The following is a 17606-nucleotide window of genomic DNA, read 5'->3' as shown; positions in this document are numbered from 1 at the left end:
CTTCCTTTATGAAGCGGGCCACGGCCGACCTCGGTGGGAATCAGCCCAGCGAGAGACAACCCTGCAGGGTCTGGAAATCGCCGGCGAAGCCGACGCCGCCGGTACAGGTCGGTCCCGCCGTTCCGGTGATGGACACCGTCGCGCCCGGACCGGCGATGCCGATCGACAACCCGGGACGAACCCCGACCGCGGTGACGGTCGAGCCCGGTCCGATCGCGATCGCCGCTGGCCCGGTCAGGGTCGCGGCGTCCGAGGTGGCGGTCCCGCCACCCTGGGCGATGGCCAGCGACAGGCTGGTCGGATCGGCATCGGCGCTGGCCCTGCCGTCGAGCCCGTAGGCGGCGGCCGCGCCGCCCGTGCTGCTGGCCGAGCACTGGGCGCCCCCGGCGGCGTTCGCCGTCGCGGCGGTGCCCGGAGCGGGGCAGGCGGTGGTGTCCGCCGCGGCCTGGGGTGCGTTCAGGAACAGCGCGAACATGATCGGAGCGGCCCCGGCGAGGGTGGCCGCGGTGCGACGGGAAATGGCTGAAGCGTTCATGACGTACTCCTACGAGTGATCACCCCGGCACCGCGCCGCGCGGCGTGATGCGATGGCGAATCACGAGATGTCTTCCAGTCCAAAGGATTCGGTGTGCTTTTCAGGAATGCTCCGCACCCGTCCGGGTGCGTTCGGTGTTTTCCACCCTAGCTCAATTACGATGCAAAAACGATGCATCACCCCCGCTTGCTATCGGCTATTCCCCAGCACGCATCCACCGCACAGCGGGGATCCCACGTCCCACCGTGGAATCGACAGCCCCCGCGAGAGATAATCTTCAACGAGCGCTGTCGGCCGTAACAGGCAGCGCACAGCTGGAAGGAGGGGCGTCGTGACCGGTGTCCGCGAGCAGGAGGTGTACCCGGTCCGGGTGGTGGCCGAGCAGCTCGGAATGCCGGTGGCGACCTTGCGCAGCTGGAACCAGCGCTACGGCATCGGCCCCCAGCAATACCGCTCCGGCAGACACCGCCTGTACTCCCGCGCCGATATCGACGCCGCGGCCCGGATGCTCGCCCTGGTCCGCCAGGGTGCCAGCCCCGCCAGTGCGGCCAGAGCGGTCACCTCGGCCCACCCGGTGGCCCGCCCCGCCGAGTCGATCGACGCACTCCTGGACGCGGCGTTCCACCTGGATTCCCCCCGGGTGATGGACCTGCTCGAATCCCATCTCAGACAACACGGCGTGGCCGGCACCTGGGACGACCTCTGCCGCCCGGCGTTCGCACAGATCCTGGCCAGACAGGGGGAGGGGGAAGGCTGCATCGACGTGGAACACCTGCTTTCCTGGGCGGTGGTCAACGCGCTCCATCGCGTCACGCCCGCCCCGAGCCGAGTGGTGTCCGGCGCGGTCATCCTCGCCTGCGCCCCCGGCGAGTTCCATTCCCTGCCAATCGAAATACTCCGGGCGGCCCTCGCCGAAAAAGGCGTACACGCCGACATGCTCGGCCCGAACCTGCCGGCGTCCGCCCTCTCGACGGCGCTCACCCGCCGAACCCGCCGCAGCTCGGTCGTGCTGTGGTCGCAGGCTCCCGACACCGCGGATCCCGCACTGCTCGCGGTGGTCGGTTCATCGGCCCGCATATACCCCGCCGGGCCCGGGTGGACCGGCATCTCCCTGCCGCCCGGCACCCGGGTACTCCAGACCCTTCCCGACGCCGTCACCGAACTGTCCGGGGAGCGGCAGCCGGACAAGCCCGCCGCCCTCGCGGATCGCACCGGCTGACCGACGCGCACGCACGGCCCGTTTCGAAGCTGTGCTAAAGATTGGCCATGCCCTATTCGCTCACCTACTCCAGCACGGCCTGTTTCGTCCTGAGCGAGACCGAGGTGGGCATCCTGCTCGGGCGGGCCCGGGAACTCAACGCCGCGGCCGATGTCACCGGCCTGCTGGTCTACCTGCTGTGGGGCGACGACAGGGCGGGTTTCGTCCAGGTACTCGAAGGCGAGCAGGACGCGGTGGAGGAAACCTACGCGCGGATCTGCCGCGACGAGCTGCACCGGGATCTGACGGTGGTGCAGCGGGGTGCGGTCGCCGGGCGGCGGTTCTCGGGATGGTCGATGAAGTTCACCCGGCTACAGCACCAGGAGATGCCGCAGGTGACTCCCGGACGCACCGTTGCCGAGGACATGGGGGACCCGCTCACCGACCCGGCGGCCGCGTTGCGGGTGATCGCCGCGGATGGTGACCCGCACAGCGACACAGGTGTGTAGCAGCGGCCGAGCCAGGACGGCCCGCCGAGGCTTCCGCATCGAGAACGACGCATCCGACGCGACCGCGTCGCCGAAGTAAATCACCGGTCATGGGGTTGTGGGACACAGGATTTCGACAGAGGTCCGTATCCGGCCGGCCCCGGTGAGGTGTGATCGACAAGACCTGAGCGCGGGGCCGGTGACCCACGGTTCGTATCGGGACGCGAATCCTGGCCATCCGGTGTGGTCGGCGAGTCGCGTCCACCGGTGGACCGGAAACGTTCCTCGTAAGTCCGGACGATTGGCAGTATGGCTCAGGGTCCTGTACCTGTTGCCTGACCGCCCCGGCACGAGAAGAGCACCGATGAGCACACCCGCGACACCTGCGAACTGGATTCGGCGTTGGCGGGTGCAGTCGTGGTTCGGACTGGTGCTGCTGGCAATGGTGCTGGTGGTGGGGGTCGGCGCGGTCCTGTCGGCGGTCGCCACCTCGCACACCGCCCGGGTGTCCGACCGGATCAACAAGCAGATCCAGCCCGCTGTCACCGAGGCCTATCGGCTTCAAGGTGCGCTGGTGGACCAGCAAACGGGGGTCCGGGGATACATCCTGGGCGCGGACCCCGTCTTCCTCGAGCCGTTCACCGTCGGCACCCAGGAACAGACGCGAGCCACCGAGCGCTTGCGGAACCTGTTGCAGGGCAGAGCCGATCTGCTCGCCGGTCTCGACGCCGTGGAGCGGTCGGCGGCGGCTTGGCGGCGTGATTACGCCGAACCTCGTATCGCCGCGGTAACTCCCGGCACACCGACACCGGTGGACACCGCGACGATCAACCGCGGTCAGGCCGCGTTCGACAGGCTGCGCGACGACTTCGCCGCCCAGAACGCCCAACTCGCCGCCACCGAGCGGGCCGACCGCGCCGATCTCGTACACAAGCGCACGGTGCGCGACGCCACGCTCGCCGGAATGCTCGTGGCCTTCCTGATCACCACCGTGATGCTGACGGTGCTGGTGCGCCGGCTGGTGGTACGCCCGCTCACCGCGCTGGAAAAGGCGTCCCGCCGGGTCGCCGACGGCGACTTCGGGCATCGGATCACCGTGCAGGGGCCCACGGAGGTCTCGAACATGGCCGGGGCGGTGGAGTCGATGCGCGAGCGCATCGTCACCGAACTCGAGTCCGCGCGCGTCAAGGAGATCGCGCTGGCCGACCAGGCCGCCGATCTCGACGCGCAAGCGGCGGAGTTGCGACGGTCCAACGCCGAACTCGAGCAGTTCGCCTACGTCGCATCGCACGACCTCCAGGAGCCGTTGCGCAAGGTGGCCTCGTTCTGCCAGCTACTGGAGAAGCGGTACGGCGACCAACTCGACGATCGAGCCAGGCAATACATCGGATTCGCGGTCGACGGCGCGAAGCGGATGCAGGTGCTGATCAACGATCTGCTCACCTTCTCCCGCGTCGGCCGCGTGAACGAGCACATGGTGCCGACCGACCTGGGCCGCGCCCTGGACAAGGCCCTGGCCAACGTCTCGACCGCCGCCGACGAGGCGGGGATGCGCCTGCACCGCCCCGAGCGATTGCCCGAACTGGTCGGCGACCCGACCCTGCTGATCATGCTCTGGCAGAACCTGCTGACCAACGCCATCAAGTTCCGCCGCCCCGACCAGGAACCCACGATCACGATCGACTGCGAACCCGAACCCGGAGACACCCCCGGTTGCCGGGTGAGCTTCTCCGACAACGGCATCGGGATCGCCCCCGAATTCGCGGACAAGGTGTTCGTGATCTTCCAGCGCCTGCACAGCCGGGACGAGTACAGCGGAACCGGCATCGGATTGTCCCTGTGCCGCAAGATAGTCGAGTTCCACGGCGGCAGGATGTGGATCGACACCGAGTACACCGGCGGCACGCGGTTCGTGTTCACCCTCGCCACCTCCGACCGGCTCGAGCCCGTCGGTGCGGTGAACGGGGAGATCCGGTCGTGAGTGTCCCCGTGTCGGACCTGGTCCGGATCAGAAGGGTTTCGTCGGCAGGTACTTGCCGTCGAGGGTGATCACCGCACGTTCCCCGCCGTCCGGATCGGCCACCTTGTCCACGCTGAGCCGGAAGTTGATCGCGCTGATGATGCCGTCACCGAACTGCTCGTGGACCAGCGCCTTGAGCGTAGTGCCGTAGACCTGCAGCATCTCGTAGAAGCGGTAGATCGTCGGATCGGTCGGCACGCCACCGGGAATCGAGCCGCGCACCGGAATGGCCTGCAAGGCCGCGGCGGCGTCGGAGTCCAGCTCGAGCAGCTCCGCCACCGCGACGGCGGCCTGTTCGGGTAGCGGATGCTGACCCAGCAGCGCGGCGGTGGTGTACGCGACCGACAAGCCCGAGACGTCGGCGATCTGCTGCCAGGACAGGTTCTTGGTGATCTTGGCCGTGACCGCGGCCTCGGTGACGGCGGCGCGTGCGGCGGGGGTGAGATGGGCGTGAATCATGGGTTCTCCTCGTGGTGGTGGGATTTCAGGCCGCGATCGGATCGATCGCGCCGGTGGGGATGTCGAAGACCCAGCCGTGCAGGGTCAGGTCCCGCTCGATCCGCGCGGCGGCGACCGAGGGGTGGGTGGCCAGGTTCGCCAGTTGCGCGGCGACGTTGTGGCGCACCAACTCCTGCACGCTCGGCGCACCGCCGTGCGAGCGCATCCGCGCCATCGCGGGGTCGGCGTGCCGCAGCCAGCGGGCGACCGCGGGCACCGCGCTCAGATCATGGTCCTGGGCCAGGGCCGTCATCGCGCCGCACGCGGAGTGCCCGCAGACCACGATGTCGCTCACCCCGAGCACCGACACCGCGTACTCGATGCTCGCGGTGACCCCGCCGATCTCGGCTGGGGAGTACGCGGGAACGAGGTTGCCCGCGGTACGGATGACGAACAGGTCACCGGCGTCGGCGGAGGTGATCAGTTCGGGCACCACCCGCGCGTCCGAGCAGCCGATGAACAACGCGCCCGGGTGGTGGGCGCCGGCCAATCGCTCGAACAGTTCGGCCTTGCCCGGAAAGATCTCGTGCTGGAAGCGCTGGACACCCTCGCTGAGGTTGTTCACGGCCTCTCCTTCGCTGTCTCGGATCGATAAGACAACTGTGGATGACCATGGGGTATAGAGTCCAAGACTTGCTATCGATCGTCTCGATCGGTGCTGTCTATACTTGGGCGATGGCCCCGGAAATCCGCCATCTCCGCTACCTGCTCGCGGTCGCCGAACACGGCAACTTCACCCGTGCGGCCACCGATCTGCACCTGTCCCAGCCCACGCTCTCGCAACAGGTCCGCCAGCTCGAGCGCATGGTCGGCACGCCCCTGCTGGACCGCAGCGGCCGCGCGGTCCGCCTCACCGACGCGGGGGAGCTGTACGCACGCCACGCCCGCGCCGCGCTGAGCGAGCTGGACGCCGCCGAGCGCGCGGTCCGCGATGTCGAAGACCTCACCCGCGGTCACCTCCGCGTGGCGGTGACCCCGAGCTTCACCGCCTACCTGCTCGGCCCGATCGTCGCCGAGATGCGCGAGCGCTATCCCGGCGTCAGCGTGGACATCCGCGAAACCAGCCAGGACGCCATCGAATCCGCCCTGCTGGCGGACGATCTCGACCTCGGCATCGCTTTCGCCGGAACCCACCTGCCCGGGATCGACGCCGAACCGCTGTTCGCCGAATCCCTGAACCTGGTCCTGTCACGCACTTCGAACACCCCCGCATCGGTCCCGGTGGCGGCCCTGTCCGGCTTCGATCTGGCCCTGCTCAACGCGGACTTCGCGACCCGCGCACACATCGACACCTACCTACGCGAACACGCGGTGACGCCATCGATCTCGGTGGAAGCCAACTCGATTCAGGCGGTGATCGAGATAGTCACCCGCACAACCCTGGCCACGGTGCTGCCGGACGCGATCACCCGCGAACACCCCGACCTGACGGCGGTCCCGCTCGACCCGCCCCTGCCCACCCGCACCGCGGTCCTGCTTCACCGGGCGGGCGCCTATCGGTCCGCGGCGGCGCGGGCGTTCCACCGGCTCACCGCTTTGCGGAGACCGGCAATCGATCCAACGTCGCAATAGCGTTCCCCGGCAACGGAATACGTTTCTCAACGGCCACTTTCGGTCGCCAGGCCGCCTCTGTCGGTCGCCAACGCCGCCGATCCACTGCGCGGCTCGGACTCGAAGCGATGAGCTGTCTTTCGGCGTCTTGTTTTAGATCAAAAAATAGAACTATGCGCATTTATGAATTTAATATCGCTAATGTCATACACCTGAACTCCAGTACCGAGCTATACCCGGACCGATCCCATCACCTTCTCGGTCCCGGACCAGGGAGGTCCGCCGCTCAGGGGAGAACAACATACGGCCGGGCGAGTCGCCCGGATCAGTGCCCGTCGGCGGCGGGTGCGGTGCGCAGGCCGTCGAGTGTCACCGCGATGAGGCGTTCGGCGGCGTCCGGGGTGGTCTCGCAGGCGACTCCGATTCCGTGCCCGAATCGGAGCAGGTCGCGAGGCTCGATGTCGGTGCGGATCGCGCCCGCGTCCTGAGCCGCCTGCAGCAGGGTGGCGGCCGCGCCGACGATAGCGGTGCGGCACAGCTGGAAGGTCGGGGTGTTGTGGTCCATGCCGGCTTTGAGGGTGGTGGCCAGGACGCGGTTGTCCATCACCCATTGCACCTGTTCGCGCAGCCAGTGCTCGAAAGCTGTAGCGGGGGAGTGTTCTTCGAGCAGCTCATGAGCGCGCTGGCTCAACTGCTCGATGCTGGAACGGTAGACGGCCTCGATCAGGGTTTCGCGATTGGGGAAGTGGCGGTAGAGGGTGCCGATTCCGACGCCCGCCCGGCGCGCGATCTCCTCCAGTGGCGCGTCCGGGCCCTGTTCGGCGAATGCCTGCTGAGCGGCCGTCACGATCCGCTCGTAGTTGCGGCGCGCGTCCGCGCGCATCGGCTTCTCCGTCGGCGGTGCTCCCACGAACCCTCCACTAGAAAACGGATGGACCCTCCGGATAGGCTTGCGTAAATGGAGGAGCCCTCCATATGATAGCTCTATCGTAAGCGGAGGATACCTCCGTTTGATTCCCATTCGATGGAGCTTCCCTTGTCGACCACACTTTCTTCGAACGGCGCTGCCTCCGGGAGCCAGGTCGTTGTCCCCGAAAATCGGGGATCCCGGTCCGGCATCGTGCTGGCCGTCCTGCTGACCTGCCAATTGATGATCGTCCTGGACATCACGGTGATGAATGTGGCGCTGCCGCGCATTCAAGCCGATCTGGATTTCAGCCCGACCAGCCTGTCCTGGGTGATGAACGCGTACACCCTGGCCTTCGGCGGATTGCTGCTGCTGGGCGGGCGCGCCGGGGACCTGTTCGGCCGCCGCACGCTCTTCCTCGCGGGCGCGACCCTGTTCACCCTGGCCTCGCTCGCGGGCGGTTTCGCACCCTCGGCGGCATGGCTGCTCATCGCGCGGGTTGCCCAGGGTGTCGGCGCGGCCATGGCGGCGCCGAATACGCTCGCGCTCCTGACCACCACCTTCCGCGAACCCAAGGCTCGAATTCGCGTGCTGGCGTTGTTCTCCGGAATGTCCAGCGCCGGTTTCGCCATCGGCCTGATCGTGGGCGGCCTGCTCACCGAATGGCTGAGCTGGCGGTCGGTGCTGTTCATCAATGTGCCGTTCGGCCTGGCGGTCATGGTGCTCGCGCTGCGCTACCTGCCCAGAGTCGACCGGCAGGAGGCGCACCTGGATCTGCCGGGCGCGATCACCGCCACCACCGGTGTGACCGCCCTGGTCTACGGGTTCATCAGCGCCGCATCGCACGGCTGGGGCAACGCGACCACCGACATCTCCCTGGCCGTAGGCGCCATCCTGATCGCAGCCTTCCTGCTGATCGAATCCCGTGCGGCCCAGCCCCTGTTGCCCCTGCGCCTGTTCGCCGACCGCAATCGTGCCGCCGCCTACGCCAGCATGTTCCTCGCGCCCATGGCGGGCATGTCGATGTTCTTCTTCCTCACCCAGTTCCTACAGGACGTGCTCGGATTGAGCGCCCTGGCAACCGGTTTCGCGTTCCTGCCGACGGCGGTCCTGATGTTCGCCGTGATCCGCACGATCCCGCGCCTGCTGCCGCGCTTCGGCCCGAAGCCCCTGGCCATGACGGGCAGTGCGTCGATGGTCGCGGGCCTCGCCCTGCTCACCCGTTTGACCGCCGACAGCGGGTACTTCCCGCTGTTGTTCGCCGCGATGATCCTGCTGGGTTTCGGCCTGGGCCTGACGGTTTCGCCCCTGAACGTCATCATCATGTCGAATGTCGAACCCCACGAGGCAGGTGCGGCAGGCGGTGCTCTACAAACCCTCCAACAAACCGGCGCAGCCCTGGGCCTGGCCATCCTGGTGACGATCTTCGGCACCGCGTCCCGCGCCGCCGGCGGCACGGCACAGCACGCCCTGGTGGGCGGGATGACCACCGCCTTCGCGGCCGCGGCCGCGATCGCGACCCTGACCTTCGTCGTCGCCCTGACCTTCCGGAACCTCCAACCGGTTACCCGATGACACGTGGGAAGATTCCGACGAGTGAGGCCGGTCGAACTGTCGACGCACTCGCCCGCACCTGCGCGGCTCCCGGCTCCCTATCGACGCGTGACGATCTCTGTATGGCAAACCCGACTGCTCCCACCATCACGGCCCGGCAGCCAGGTCACTGGTGAACAACTTCCAGGACGATGCCTTGACCTCGCCGTTGATGACATACGGGAATGACATCTCATCACGCAAAGAAAAGACACCACTTTCCTGCAAACGCTCCGCCAGGTTCGCACTCTTCACAGCGACCTTCAATGGCCTATGCTCGCCGACTTCCACCAGATTGTTCGCAAACGTCCCCACCGCATCATTGCCCTCGGTCGAACCGAACGGTTCAAAAAAATAGACAGCCGTGACGTCCTCGGGGAGACAACCCGTGAGGATATCCGTGTTCAGGGTCCGGACATGATGCAACCCCAGCTCTGCCGCGTGCCTATTGGCGAACGCCGCAAAATCGGGTTCGATCTCGATCCCGTACACCCTCTTCGCATCGGTGAACATCCCGAAGAAGTCGATGGCCTTGCCGGTGCCGGAACCGACATCCACAACGACATCACCGGGACCCAGATTCAACGCCCCCTTGGCCCAGGTCAGATACCTCAGCTCCGAAGGCTCCGGCGGGTACACCTCTTCTCGCCCACCAAAACGCCCTGCAACCTTCGATACCAACCCATCCGCAGCGAACTGCTCCTGCGGCCGATCATCCTTCGGAACGCCATGAAACCTGTATTCCGGCAGGCCCAACACGCGCCCGAATTCACGATCTGCCTGCTCATGGCGTCCTTGAGACACCAGCGCCACGAGCTCGTCCCGCCACCTTGCCCGCGCAGCAGCCCGCTGTACCGGATCCTCGTCGAAGAACAGGGACTTCCGCCTCGCGTAGAACGGGTCATTGCTGACTACCGCATCCGGCCCCCGCGAACCGGCGCCGAACATAGAGCCAATGTCATGTACGAGCCGCCCATCCACCTGCTCGACTTGTTCCAGAATTTTCCGTACCTCGCGTGGAAATTCAGCATGCGTTTTGATGATCTGTGGGATCGCCTTCTGAACAATCGCCTCGGCAATGCGTTTGGCCGCCTGCAGCATTTCGGCGACGAGCGAACCACTACGAAACCCGTCCATCAAAATTTTGCTGCCCCTATTGCCGAGCCGTCAACCTTCCAAGACGACGACAGCGCCCTCGACCTCTTCGAGATCCGAGCCGCACGGGTCAGGCAGTTGATGGCGGTGTTCGCCGGTAACGAGGACGCCGAAGAACGGAACAGCGGTAATGGCCCCGCGACCCTATGACAGATTCTGCCGGAAATGTCCCGAGCTTGGTGGACGATCCCCCCGTCCTCAATCGAGGTAACGAGCTTGATCAGGTCCTCCTATATTTCGGTATCCTTGCCGGGCGAGCACAACCGTTGCCGAGGCGACGCCGGTGGTAGGACTCTACTTTGTCGTCGGTGGTGCGACCGGCCAGTCTCACCACCACTGACGGGTGTGCTCACCGACTGGACTCAGGTCGGCTGAGCGCGCTCGGTACCTGTCGCGCCGAGGTCTATATGCGATCTCGGTCCTGCTGTGTTAGAACACTTTTTGATAAGAGAAACCCATCTCTTGTGTCGATACACGGCAGGGAAGGTATGTGGGGTGTTCATGTGCACGAGGCCGGGTGGCGAGGATTCGTACAGATTGACATAAGATATATTATCGGCACTTGTATGGCGTTGGGTGGCAACTTCTTTCGCGGTCGCAACCGAGGATTCCGGTGGCTGACGGGTTGAGGGTCGGCTTGGGACTTGCTGTCGGTTCGGGCCGCTCTGCCGACACTCACCGCTGTGCGCCGATGTAGGTCATTGCCCTCGCTCGGGAACCTTGACCGAATACGTCACTGTGACGATTTGCTCTGTGCAAGAGGGCAATCCGTTCCTGCGCACGACAGAATATGTCAACCGTGCATCGCCCGGTACTAACCCGGAGTCGGCAAGCAACCCCGATGTGACCGGCGGTGGTGTGATCTTGGATCAACTCGTCCCGTTGTCGAACCAGGGCGTGGTACTTATCGCGCGCGGGGGGCTGGGTGGTTGTAGGGACGAAGCTCCCCTCCATGCAACCGTCACAGATAGGGAGGCGAATGCGAGAGATACGAGGAACATCGGCCGTTCGCCTACCCAGCCTTGTGCCCAACCTTGGATCATTGTTCCCGCAGCTACACCCAAGCCGGCGCTGGTAGAGATCCAGGCCAGAACCAGCGTGATCGACCTTCTGTGGCTAATCTGCTCGGCTAGTCCGGTGAGAATTGCCATGGCGGGTGCCATGAAGGTCCCGCCGATAGCCAAGAGAACGGTCAATTGGGTCAGGTCTCGGACAACCGTCAGCGGGAGCAACGCAACCCACACAATCGTCACTGCGACAACGAAACGGCGATAGTTGGCGCCCGTATCGCGCATCGCGCCATAGACCATACCGCCGATCGCGCTGGTCGCTGCCCAGAGCGCCAACGCAAGCAAGCCGATCTGCTCATGCCCTTCCATTGCTGCGAACGCCAGGACGGCAACGTCGAGGGCACCCAACATTCCGCCGAATCCGAATGAGGCCACAAACAGTATCGGCATGCCCCGCACCAGGATAATTACGTTCTGCTGACGAGGGGCCAAGAGATCGATGGGTGGTTCGGTGCCCGGTTGCGCTGCCAGCCAGAGCATGCCGATCAGGTTTATCGTGATCACGATCGGAAGTCCAACGTAGGGATTGATCAGGTTGAGAAAGCCCATGGCTGGAGGCCCGGACGTGAACAGGACCTCTTCGAGTGAGGCTTCCAACGAATAGGCGACTCCCAGCGAAGGTGTCTTTGCGTGCAAAATGGTCCATCGTGCCCGAACCATGGCACCAGCCGGGGGGATGCCCGCACCGGTGATGGCAGCCGCCGTGATGAGGTCCAAGCCCGATGAGTCCGTCGAGGTGAACAACAGGATTCCGAAGGAACCTACTGCCAGGACCGTCGCAGTGCGGTGCAGAACCCACCGTTGTCCGCGAAAATCGGCAATTCTGCCCCAAAACAAACCACCCAACGCGGCACACACCATGTACACACCACAGGCGAAGCCGGCGAAGGCATAACCGCCGCGGGTCTCTGAAATCAACTGCAGGATCCCCAAACCCACAGTTGAGAGGCTTGCTCGCGCCATCACGCCAGCAGCCACCAGCGCTCTAGCGCCCGCAGGAGCGAACACACGTCGATAGTTGTCCCATGCGAGCAAGCTCATCGCGCTCCCCCCGGCCGGCCGCGCCTATCGATATACACAGTGGGACGACGCGTACTCAGATCCATTGATGTATCCCGTGCTCAGGGGCCCGGCTTCCGGTTGCGCTTGTCACTAAACCCCAGAGACCTCTCTCGAAAATGGATCAAATTCTTTGGACTATAGCCAGTCTCGATGCCTGGCTTCGTGGTTGGGAACAGTGCGCAAGCTTGTGCGCGCCGCAACGAGTGCCTGCTGTAGTCGTGGCGGCCGTCGGCGCTGTGCTCGCGAACGCCGTAGACCCTCAGTAGTGGGAATAGCGGCATTGCCCCCGGAGCGATTCGCACTTAACCTCTTTGGCGGCCGGTTCAGTAGTCGTCCACGAGTTGCCTTGGCAATTTCGTCAATTGGCCGAACGCTCCGTCAAAGATTGGTAATATGGAACCCCGCGAACAGGAAAAAGTTCGAACTCTTTCAGCGACCGGATGCCTGGGAGTGGAATACGCGCATATCTATACCGATGAGAGCTTCTCGTTGCAACACTTACGTGGCATTGCAGAGCTTCATAAAGGGTCGATCGGTAGCGACGCCGTAAAGATAGTGCTTGTTGATGACTACAGCACGGACGTCCCCATCGAGGAATTTGATATGGCCGAATTCCTTCAGCAGCTCGATCTAAACCAAGCCCGACCTGATGTCGTGGTTCTCGAATCGGAGCTGGTTAAGCTGTGCTCGAAATTGGTCAAACTTATTGGCAACCGAAAGCTCGAACGCGGCATCATTGCCTACCGGCGGACACGCGGAAAGTATCCGTGCTCACTTTTGATTGCCACCTGGTACATGCTTAGACTGGGTGTCTTCGGCCGACCCGCGATACCGTGTGTTCACGGCACTGCGGACAAACTCTACACACCTCGGCTGCTGACCATCCTGCCTGATCGATTCATCACGCCCGAACGGCAGGCCTTGGACATTATCCGCGCCACCCCATATGCCTGGTTGATCGACCGCATCGACCACATATACTTCTCTCATCTACCGGATGTTAAAAGTGACTGGGACGCGTTTGACGCTGAGGAATACGTCGAACGTAACTACGGCCGCAAAATCCTCTCCGAGGATCGCGAAATAATAGATTTCGTCATCAACACGCTGCAAGAAATGAACATCAAGCCCGGTAGCATGCAATCAGTAGCTGATGTTGGATCCGGACCGAATTTATATCCGGCGCTCATGGTGAGCCCGTTCATCGCCAACGATGGCAGTCTGGAACTGATCGATGTCGCTGCACCAAATCTCGAATATCTACGGCGGATACTCGATAGCCATGACGACGAGCAACAGGCTAAATGGAGGCTCTTCGAGGAACATATTCGGTCTCTAGGGGTCCCTGCAGACCTGCAAAAGGTAAAATTTCTGTCGTCGGTGAGACGTGGGAGCATCTATGAACTTCAGCCGAATCGATACGACACCGTGCTATCGTTCTTCGTCAGCGACTCGATTACGGACGACGAGAGCGGGTTCGAGGATTCCGTCGCCTCTCTGATGGGCTCAGTGAAAGCGAATGGCTTGTTTATAGTTGCCCACATGCTCGGGTCACGCGGCTATTTCGCGGGCGAACGAACATTCTTTCCCGCGATTAGCTTGTCGATGGAGCAAATTCAAGAGAACTATGACAAGTATGGGCTCTGTCATTATCGGCGGATCGGTCGTGACGGTCCTGTGCTGATACGCAAAGGCTACGAAGGCATGGCGGTAGTCGTTGGGCGTAAGAATCGATAATACGGCAAAGAGATGCCACACTCGCTTCAACAAAGCTGCCCGGTGCCGCACGCATTGCATGTTGTTTCCGCCGCGCCGGGTGCGTAGGAACTGACTCAAGGACGGCGCTTTGCTGGCCTGAGGTCTCTATGCAGGGACCGGGTCCACACCTTGTGTGGACCATATAGACCACTTTTACCTCACGATGCTGTTAATGCCAGATCTACCTCAAGAGTCATTGGTGACGCTCCCGCCTCATACCGCAGGTGAAATTCATAGCAGCAGCCGGCCTTCACTTCGATCGGCTCGGCGAGAAATACTACTTGCGGATTCAGGAGGAACTCGGTTGGCTCTTTTCTCAGAAGAGACGGTGTCAGATACAACTGGTACGGAATTCGTACGGCGTTGGCGATCCCGTCTCCTGTTCCCGTAAGTGAACCTCCTGCCGTAATGGACGTAGTGATGTTGTTACGGAAGTCGACATCGGAATATAATGCTTGAGTCGACAGCGTCCGATCACCGGGCAGTGCATGATATCGTGTACCGAACCCGAAGTTCAAGCCGTAAAGCTTCTCCTGCGCAGCAACGAGTTCGATGCCATTGACCATCCGTGTCGGGATCACAGTGCTGTTCGGCTTCAAAAATCGTTGAAGATTAGCCAATATCTGGAGCTGTGGCTCGTAGAAGAATCCGGCACTGATTACTTCGCTGATCAGCACATCCACTGACTCCGGAAGATCGATGGCAGCCGCGTCGCCAGCGACGACGACGATTTGATCGCTCATACCGTTGAGAAGGGCATGGCCCGCGATGACATCCAAGTACTCTTCATTGATCTCGATGCAGTAGGCCCGTCGAGCGCCAGCGCGCACGGCCAGCATCCCGAGCAGTCCGGTGCCGCTGCCCGCATCGACGACCACATCGCCAGGGCGGACGACCTCGGCAATTGCCCGGCTGAATAGATCAACTCGTTCTCGGTCGTGTAGGCACGCCTGAATATCGAGAGACGTAAAGATTCTCGCGGTGCTCGTCATGGCAACGGATGCTAACCAACGTCCGCCGCCCACGAGTTCCCATATTTGGTGGTACCGCCCACGTCGAAGTTGACGGTAGCGTAATCGGTTGTGGGACCGCTGAAGACTTCTCCCGATCCAGCTTTCGGCCGACTTTCTCGATTAGGTCCGCCAAGATCGCGTGGTCAGGCATCCTATGGTCGTGGGACGACGGTGCATGACGGAATCGAGTTCTTGCGGACCGGGAAGCAACATCTCGGCGAATAACTTACGGCAACGAGAGTCTCGCGCTCGGCGACGACATATCGCACGCGAGCCGGAGTGCAGAGAACACGCAGCCACCCAAGAGAAGAAAGCACTCGTCCGATGACCGAGGCCAAGCTCACCCGTGCCGCCATAGTCGATGCGGCCATCGCAGTGGCTGACGAATCCGGGATCGACGGAATCTCGATGCGGCGCATCGCCGAACGAATGGGTGCCGGGGCCATGTCGCTGTACCGGCACGTGCCTAACAAGGACGCGCTGCTGGCCGCCATGACCGATGAGGTCTCGCGCCGCAATCCCTACCCCTCCCCTGAGAGCCAGTCCTGGACCTGGCGCGATCGGGTCCAGATTGCCGCCGAGGTGGATTGGTACCTGTACCAGAAACATCCGTGGGTGTTGTTCACGTTCGCGATGCCGCGCTACAACTTTGGCGAACACAGTCTGATCGTACTGAGTTGGCTGGTCGAGGGCTTCACAGGAGATCTCGGGGTTGATGCCAGGGAGGGCACCCGGATGTCGCTGTCGGTCTGGAGCTTCACCGCAGGCGTGGCGCTGCAGCAGGTCAGCGCCCGGCTACTGGTGCACCGTGACGTTGAGCCGGCGGACTGTTCGGGCCTCGGCGCTCTGCTCGAGGGTGCACCGCGCTGGCCGACCCCACCGGCGCTGGCCGAGCTGCACGGCACGGGTGCCGGCAATCTGCTCGAGCCCGAGCACCTGCTCCACACGGGTCTGACCGCGCTCTGCGACGGCTTCCAGGCGTACGCCCGACGCGCCTGACATGGGCGCGTCGCCGCGGATCCTGCTCTTGACCGTCGGGTCGCGTGTCGAGCGTGCGAGCAACCGCCTACCAGCCACTCGCTGACAATCGCAAGCGCCTAACTGCCCGCTGCGGCAATATGCGCCGTGCTCACGAGCTGCACGCGATGCGGCGCTCGCGCCGTGTCGCTCCGACGCGGCTGCTCGCGGCCTAGCCGGTGCAACGATCGATTCCACTCGGGTCGGCGTCCGATACTTCCATACCTATCTCCGGTTCGGAGAGTTGAGCGAGCGTGCTGTGGTCCATGTCGACCACGGCACCTAGGAGCAGCTCGGTTATCGCGATCAAGTGGGCCTGCTCAAGGCTGCGGGAGCATGTGGACCACTAGAGTTTGAACCGCCTCGATGTCGGTCCAGGCGTGGCACAGGTGCGCGCGCTCGATATGGACGACCTGGATCTGGCCAATTTGCCCGGCTTTATAGTTTGCGTTGGCCTACTTTTTCTTGCCGACCTGCTTCACTGTGACAGTCAGCCTGGGTAACAGAGTATTCCGTGACTCTTGCGGCTGCTGTAAGTATTTCAACCATGCAGTGCCCGGTACTCACCCGGAGTCATGCCGGCTTCCTTCTGGAAGCTTCGATGGAACGTGCGTTCGGAGGTGAACCCCGACGCCGCCGCGACCGCGGCCATCGACCGCGTGGGAGGTAGGCGTAGTAGGACCTTCGCGTGAGAGATCCGGCGTCGGCGGATTAGGTCCGCCACGCCTTGACCGTCGCCCTCGAACAAACGAAAGAGGGTGCTGCGTGACATCGCGCAGGCCTGGGCGATCTGGTCGGCATTCAGATTCGGATCGGCGTAGTGGCGCTTCACGAACGCCAAGACCTGCTCGCGCATCATCGCCTTGGCCGGCTGGCCGACGACCGGGCGATCGGTGGACAGCAGGACCAGGGACGACATCAGGTCGCTCGCGTGTTCCCCCAGGACGCCGGCCGCCAGCGGGTCGGCGTCTTCCAAGTCCAGCAGTCCGCGGAAGAAGGTCTCCGCGATGCCGACCGCTCCCACCGCGGGGATCCGGACACCGGTCGGAAGCCTGCCCAGGGGCAATCCGGTTCGCTCGAGGACGTCGTCGAGTGGCATCTGCACCACGCACAGCCCCCACGCGCCTTCGAAGCGCGCGTGCATCGGGCGGGCGCTGTCGTAGAACAGCAATCCACCGGGGGCGTACTCGGCGGTCCGGCCCGCGTGCCGGAGGCTTCCCCGGGCGTTCAGGGAGAACGTTGCCCACAGCACCGGTGTCGTCGGATCCTTTGTGCCACGGGCGGTTCGGTGAACATCGTGTTCATCTGCTTCGACCGTGGACACCTGAACGGAGTCGTAGGACGCCAACCTGATGCGACCGCGAAATGGCGTGGGCTGGGGACGGCTGATGGAGAAGGGAACATACGTACGTGAGAGCGCGTCCTCCCATTGCTCGAACGCCTCGAGGGGTGCGACACCCGGTGCTGATCGCACTTCGATCGAAGTGTTCGGCACCGCGTGCGCAGACGCCGGCGATACGCGGGTCGAGCGCTTGTGCCCGACGGGGTTCTCGAGCAGTTGCGGCGCCTTTCATCGATGCTGATGCGTCAGCACTGCCTCCGTGCTCGGAACAGACTCCCCGGCAATGCTTCTCACCCGTTCCCCACCGAACGACAGGTCGTTGCATCGTAGCGAACGCGGGCCGCTCGCCCTGGTGAAACGGGCACTCTCCAAAAGATACTGGACTCGCGACAGGTCGAA

The 17606-nt window shown here is 63.7% G+C and carries 16 protein-coding genes; 8 read left to right on the top strand and 8 right to left on the bottom strand.

The features are described from left to right. Window positions 1-40 precede the first annotated feature (40 nt). Window positions 41-535, bottom strand: a complete 495-nt coding sequence (locus tag ABZ319_RS19950) for a DUF6764 family protein (RefSeq protein WP_354987921.1) — start codon at window positions 533-535, stop codon at window positions 41-43. A 331-nt stretch (window positions 536-866) separates the two neighbouring features. Between ABZ319_RS19950 and ABZ319_RS19945 the strand changes: the two genes are divergently transcribed. The 3 genes from ABZ319_RS19945 to ABZ319_RS19935 all read left to right on the top strand — a co-directional run bounded on the left by ABZ319_RS19945 (window position 867) and on the right by ABZ319_RS19935 (window position 4202). Then, window positions 867-1754 (top strand): MerR family transcriptional regulator, encoded by an 888-nt coding sequence (locus tag ABZ319_RS19945; RefSeq protein ID WP_354987920.1) that lies wholly within the window; start codon window positions 867-869, stop codon window positions 1752-1754. A 47-nt stretch (window positions 1755-1801) separates the two neighbouring features. Continuing rightward, on the top strand, window positions 1802-2242 hold the full coding sequence (locus ABZ319_RS19940; protein WP_354987919.1) for a BLUF domain-containing protein: 441 nt from the start codon (window positions 1802-1804) through the stop codon (window positions 2240-2242). Between the two features lie 343 nt (window positions 2243-2585). Further along, entirely contained in the window at window positions 2586-4202 is a 1617-nt protein-coding gene (locus ABZ319_RS19935) for an ATP-binding protein (RefSeq protein ID WP_354987918.1), read from the top strand. A gap of 27 nt (window positions 4203-4229) precedes the next feature. On the opposite strand, the gene cynS is transcribed toward ABZ319_RS19935, so the two are convergent. Both cynS and ABZ319_RS19925 read right to left on the bottom strand, forming a co-directional pair. Beyond that, entirely contained in the window at window positions 4230-4700 is a 471-nt protein-coding gene (cynS, locus tag ABZ319_RS19930; protein WP_354987917.1) for a cyanase, read from the bottom strand. Between the two features lie 25 nt (window positions 4701-4725). Beyond that, complete coding sequence (locus ABZ319_RS19925; protein ID WP_354987916.1) at window positions 4726-5304, bottom strand: carbonic anhydrase; 579 nt, start codon at window positions 5302-5304, stop codon at window positions 4726-4728. Window positions 5305-5414: 110 nt separating this feature from the next. On the opposite strand from ABZ319_RS19925, the gene cynR reads away from it, so the two are divergent. Next, window positions 5415-6311 (top strand): transcriptional regulator CynR, encoded by an 897-nt coding sequence (gene cynR, locus ABZ319_RS19920; protein WP_354987915.1) that lies wholly within the window; start codon window positions 5415-5417, stop codon window positions 6309-6311. Window positions 6312-6615: 304 nt separating this feature from the next. Here cynR and ABZ319_RS19915 read toward each other — a convergent pair whose 3' ends face one another. Further along, the gene (locus tag ABZ319_RS19915) at window positions 6616-7200 is read right to left on the bottom strand and encodes a helix-turn-helix domain-containing protein (protein ID WP_354987914.1); all 585 of its coding nucleotides are present in this window, start codon (window positions 7198-7200) and stop codon (window positions 6616-6618) included. Between the two features lie 126 nt (window positions 7201-7326). Here ABZ319_RS19915 and ABZ319_RS19910 point away from each other — a divergent pair, with 126 nt between their 5' ends. Further along, window positions 7327-8772: an MFS transporter gene (locus tag ABZ319_RS19910; protein ID WP_354987913.1), complete on the top strand. Its 1446-nt coding sequence runs from the start codon at window positions 7327-7329 to the stop codon at window positions 8770-8772. Between the two features lie 126 nt (window positions 8773-8898). On the opposite strand, the gene ABZ319_RS19905 is transcribed toward ABZ319_RS19910, so the two are convergent. Next, window positions 8899-9738, bottom strand: a complete 840-nt coding sequence (locus tag ABZ319_RS19905; RefSeq protein WP_354987912.1) for a hypothetical protein — start codon at window positions 9736-9738, stop codon at window positions 8899-8901. A 12-nt stretch (window positions 9739-9750) separates the two neighbouring features. Between ABZ319_RS19905 and ABZ319_RS19900 the strand changes: the two genes are divergently transcribed. Continuing rightward, window positions 9751-10095 carry a hypothetical protein gene (locus tag ABZ319_RS19900; protein WP_354987911.1) on the top strand — a complete coding sequence of 115 codons (345 nt, stop codon included), beginning with the start codon at window positions 9751-9753 and terminating at the stop codon, window positions 10093-10095. A 719-nt stretch (window positions 10096-10814) separates the two neighbouring features. Here ABZ319_RS19900 and ABZ319_RS19895 read toward each other — a convergent pair. Further along, complete coding sequence (locus ABZ319_RS19895) at window positions 10815-12056, bottom strand: hypothetical protein (protein ID WP_354987910.1); 1242 nt, start codon at window positions 12054-12056, stop codon at window positions 10815-10817. A gap of 414 nt (window positions 12057-12470) precedes the next feature. Here ABZ319_RS19895 and ABZ319_RS19890 point away from each other — a divergent pair, with 414 nt between their 5' ends. After that, window positions 12471-13814, top strand: coding sequence for a hypothetical protein (locus tag ABZ319_RS19890; RefSeq protein ID WP_354987909.1), 1344 nt, complete (start codon window positions 12471-12473; stop codon window positions 13812-13814). A gap of 179 nt (window positions 13815-13993) precedes the next feature. On the opposite strand, the gene ABZ319_RS19885 is transcribed toward ABZ319_RS19890, so the two are convergent. Then, window positions 13994-14827, bottom strand: coding sequence for a methyltransferase domain-containing protein (locus ABZ319_RS19885; protein WP_354987908.1), 834 nt, complete (start codon window positions 14825-14827; stop codon window positions 13994-13996). 345 nt (window positions 14828-15172) lie between these two features. Here ABZ319_RS19885 and ABZ319_RS19880 point away from each other — a divergent pair, with 345 nt between their 5' ends. Then, on the top strand, window positions 15173-15847 hold the full coding sequence (locus ABZ319_RS19880) for a TetR family transcriptional regulator (protein ID WP_354987907.1): 675 nt from the start codon (window positions 15173-15175) through the stop codon (window positions 15845-15847). A 559-nt stretch (window positions 15848-16406) separates the two neighbouring features. Here ABZ319_RS19880 and ABZ319_RS19875 read toward each other — a convergent pair. Beyond that, on the bottom strand, window positions 16407-17339 hold the full coding sequence (locus ABZ319_RS19875; protein ID WP_354987906.1) for a helix-turn-helix domain-containing protein: 933 nt from the start codon (window positions 17337-17339) through the stop codon (window positions 16407-16409). Between the last annotated feature and the right edge of the window lie 267 nt (window positions 17340-17606).

The organism is Nocardia sp. NPDC005978 (assembly GCF_040614455.1).
Taxonomy (GTDB): domain Bacteria; phylum Actinomycetota; class Actinomycetes; order Mycobacteriales; family Mycobacteriaceae; genus Nocardia.
Note: the sequence above shows the minus strand (reverse complement) of the source record. Positions and strands in the feature narration are given on the sequence as shown.

Coding starts and splice junctions, on each gene's coding strand:
- ABZ319_RS19950 (WP_354987921.1), bottom strand. CDS start 535: ATGAACGCTTCAGCCATTTCCCGTCGCACCGCGGCCACCCTCGCCGGG.
- ABZ319_RS19940 (WP_354987919.1), top strand. CDS start 1,802: ATGCCCTATTCGCTCACCTACTCCAGCACGGCCTGTTTCGTCCTGAGC.
- ABZ319_RS19935 (WP_354987918.1), top strand. CDS start 2,586: ATGAGCACACCCGCGACACCTGCGAACTGGATTCGGCGTTGGCGGGTG.
- cynS (WP_354987917.1), bottom strand. CDS start 4,700: ATGATTCACGCCCATCTCACCCCCGCCGCACGCGCCGCCGTCACCGAG.
- cynR (WP_354987915.1), top strand. CDS start 5,415: ATGGCCCCGGAAATCCGCCATCTCCGCTACCTGCTCGCGGTCGCCGAA.
- ABZ319_RS19905 (WP_354987912.1), bottom strand. CDS start 9,738: ATGTTCGGCGCCGGTTCGCGGGGGCCGGATGCGGTAGTCAGCAATGAC.
- ABZ319_RS19900 (WP_354987911.1), top strand. CDS start 9,751: ATGTACGAGCCGCCCATCCACCTGCTCGACTTGTTCCAGAATTTTCCG.
- ABZ319_RS19895 (WP_354987910.1), bottom strand. CDS start 12,056: ATGAGCTTGCTCGCATGGGACAACTATCGACGTGTGTTCGCTCCTGCG.
- ABZ319_RS19890 (WP_354987909.1), top strand. CDS start 12,471: ATGGAACCCCGCGAACAGGAAAAAGTTCGAACTCTTTCAGCGACCGGA.
- ABZ319_RS19885 (WP_354987908.1), bottom strand. CDS start 14,827: ATGACGAGCACCGCGAGAATCTTTACGTCTCTCGATATTCAGGCGTGC.
- ABZ319_RS19880 (WP_354987907.1), top strand. CDS start 15,173: ATGACCGAGGCCAAGCTCACCCGTGCCGCCATAGTCGATGCGGCCATC.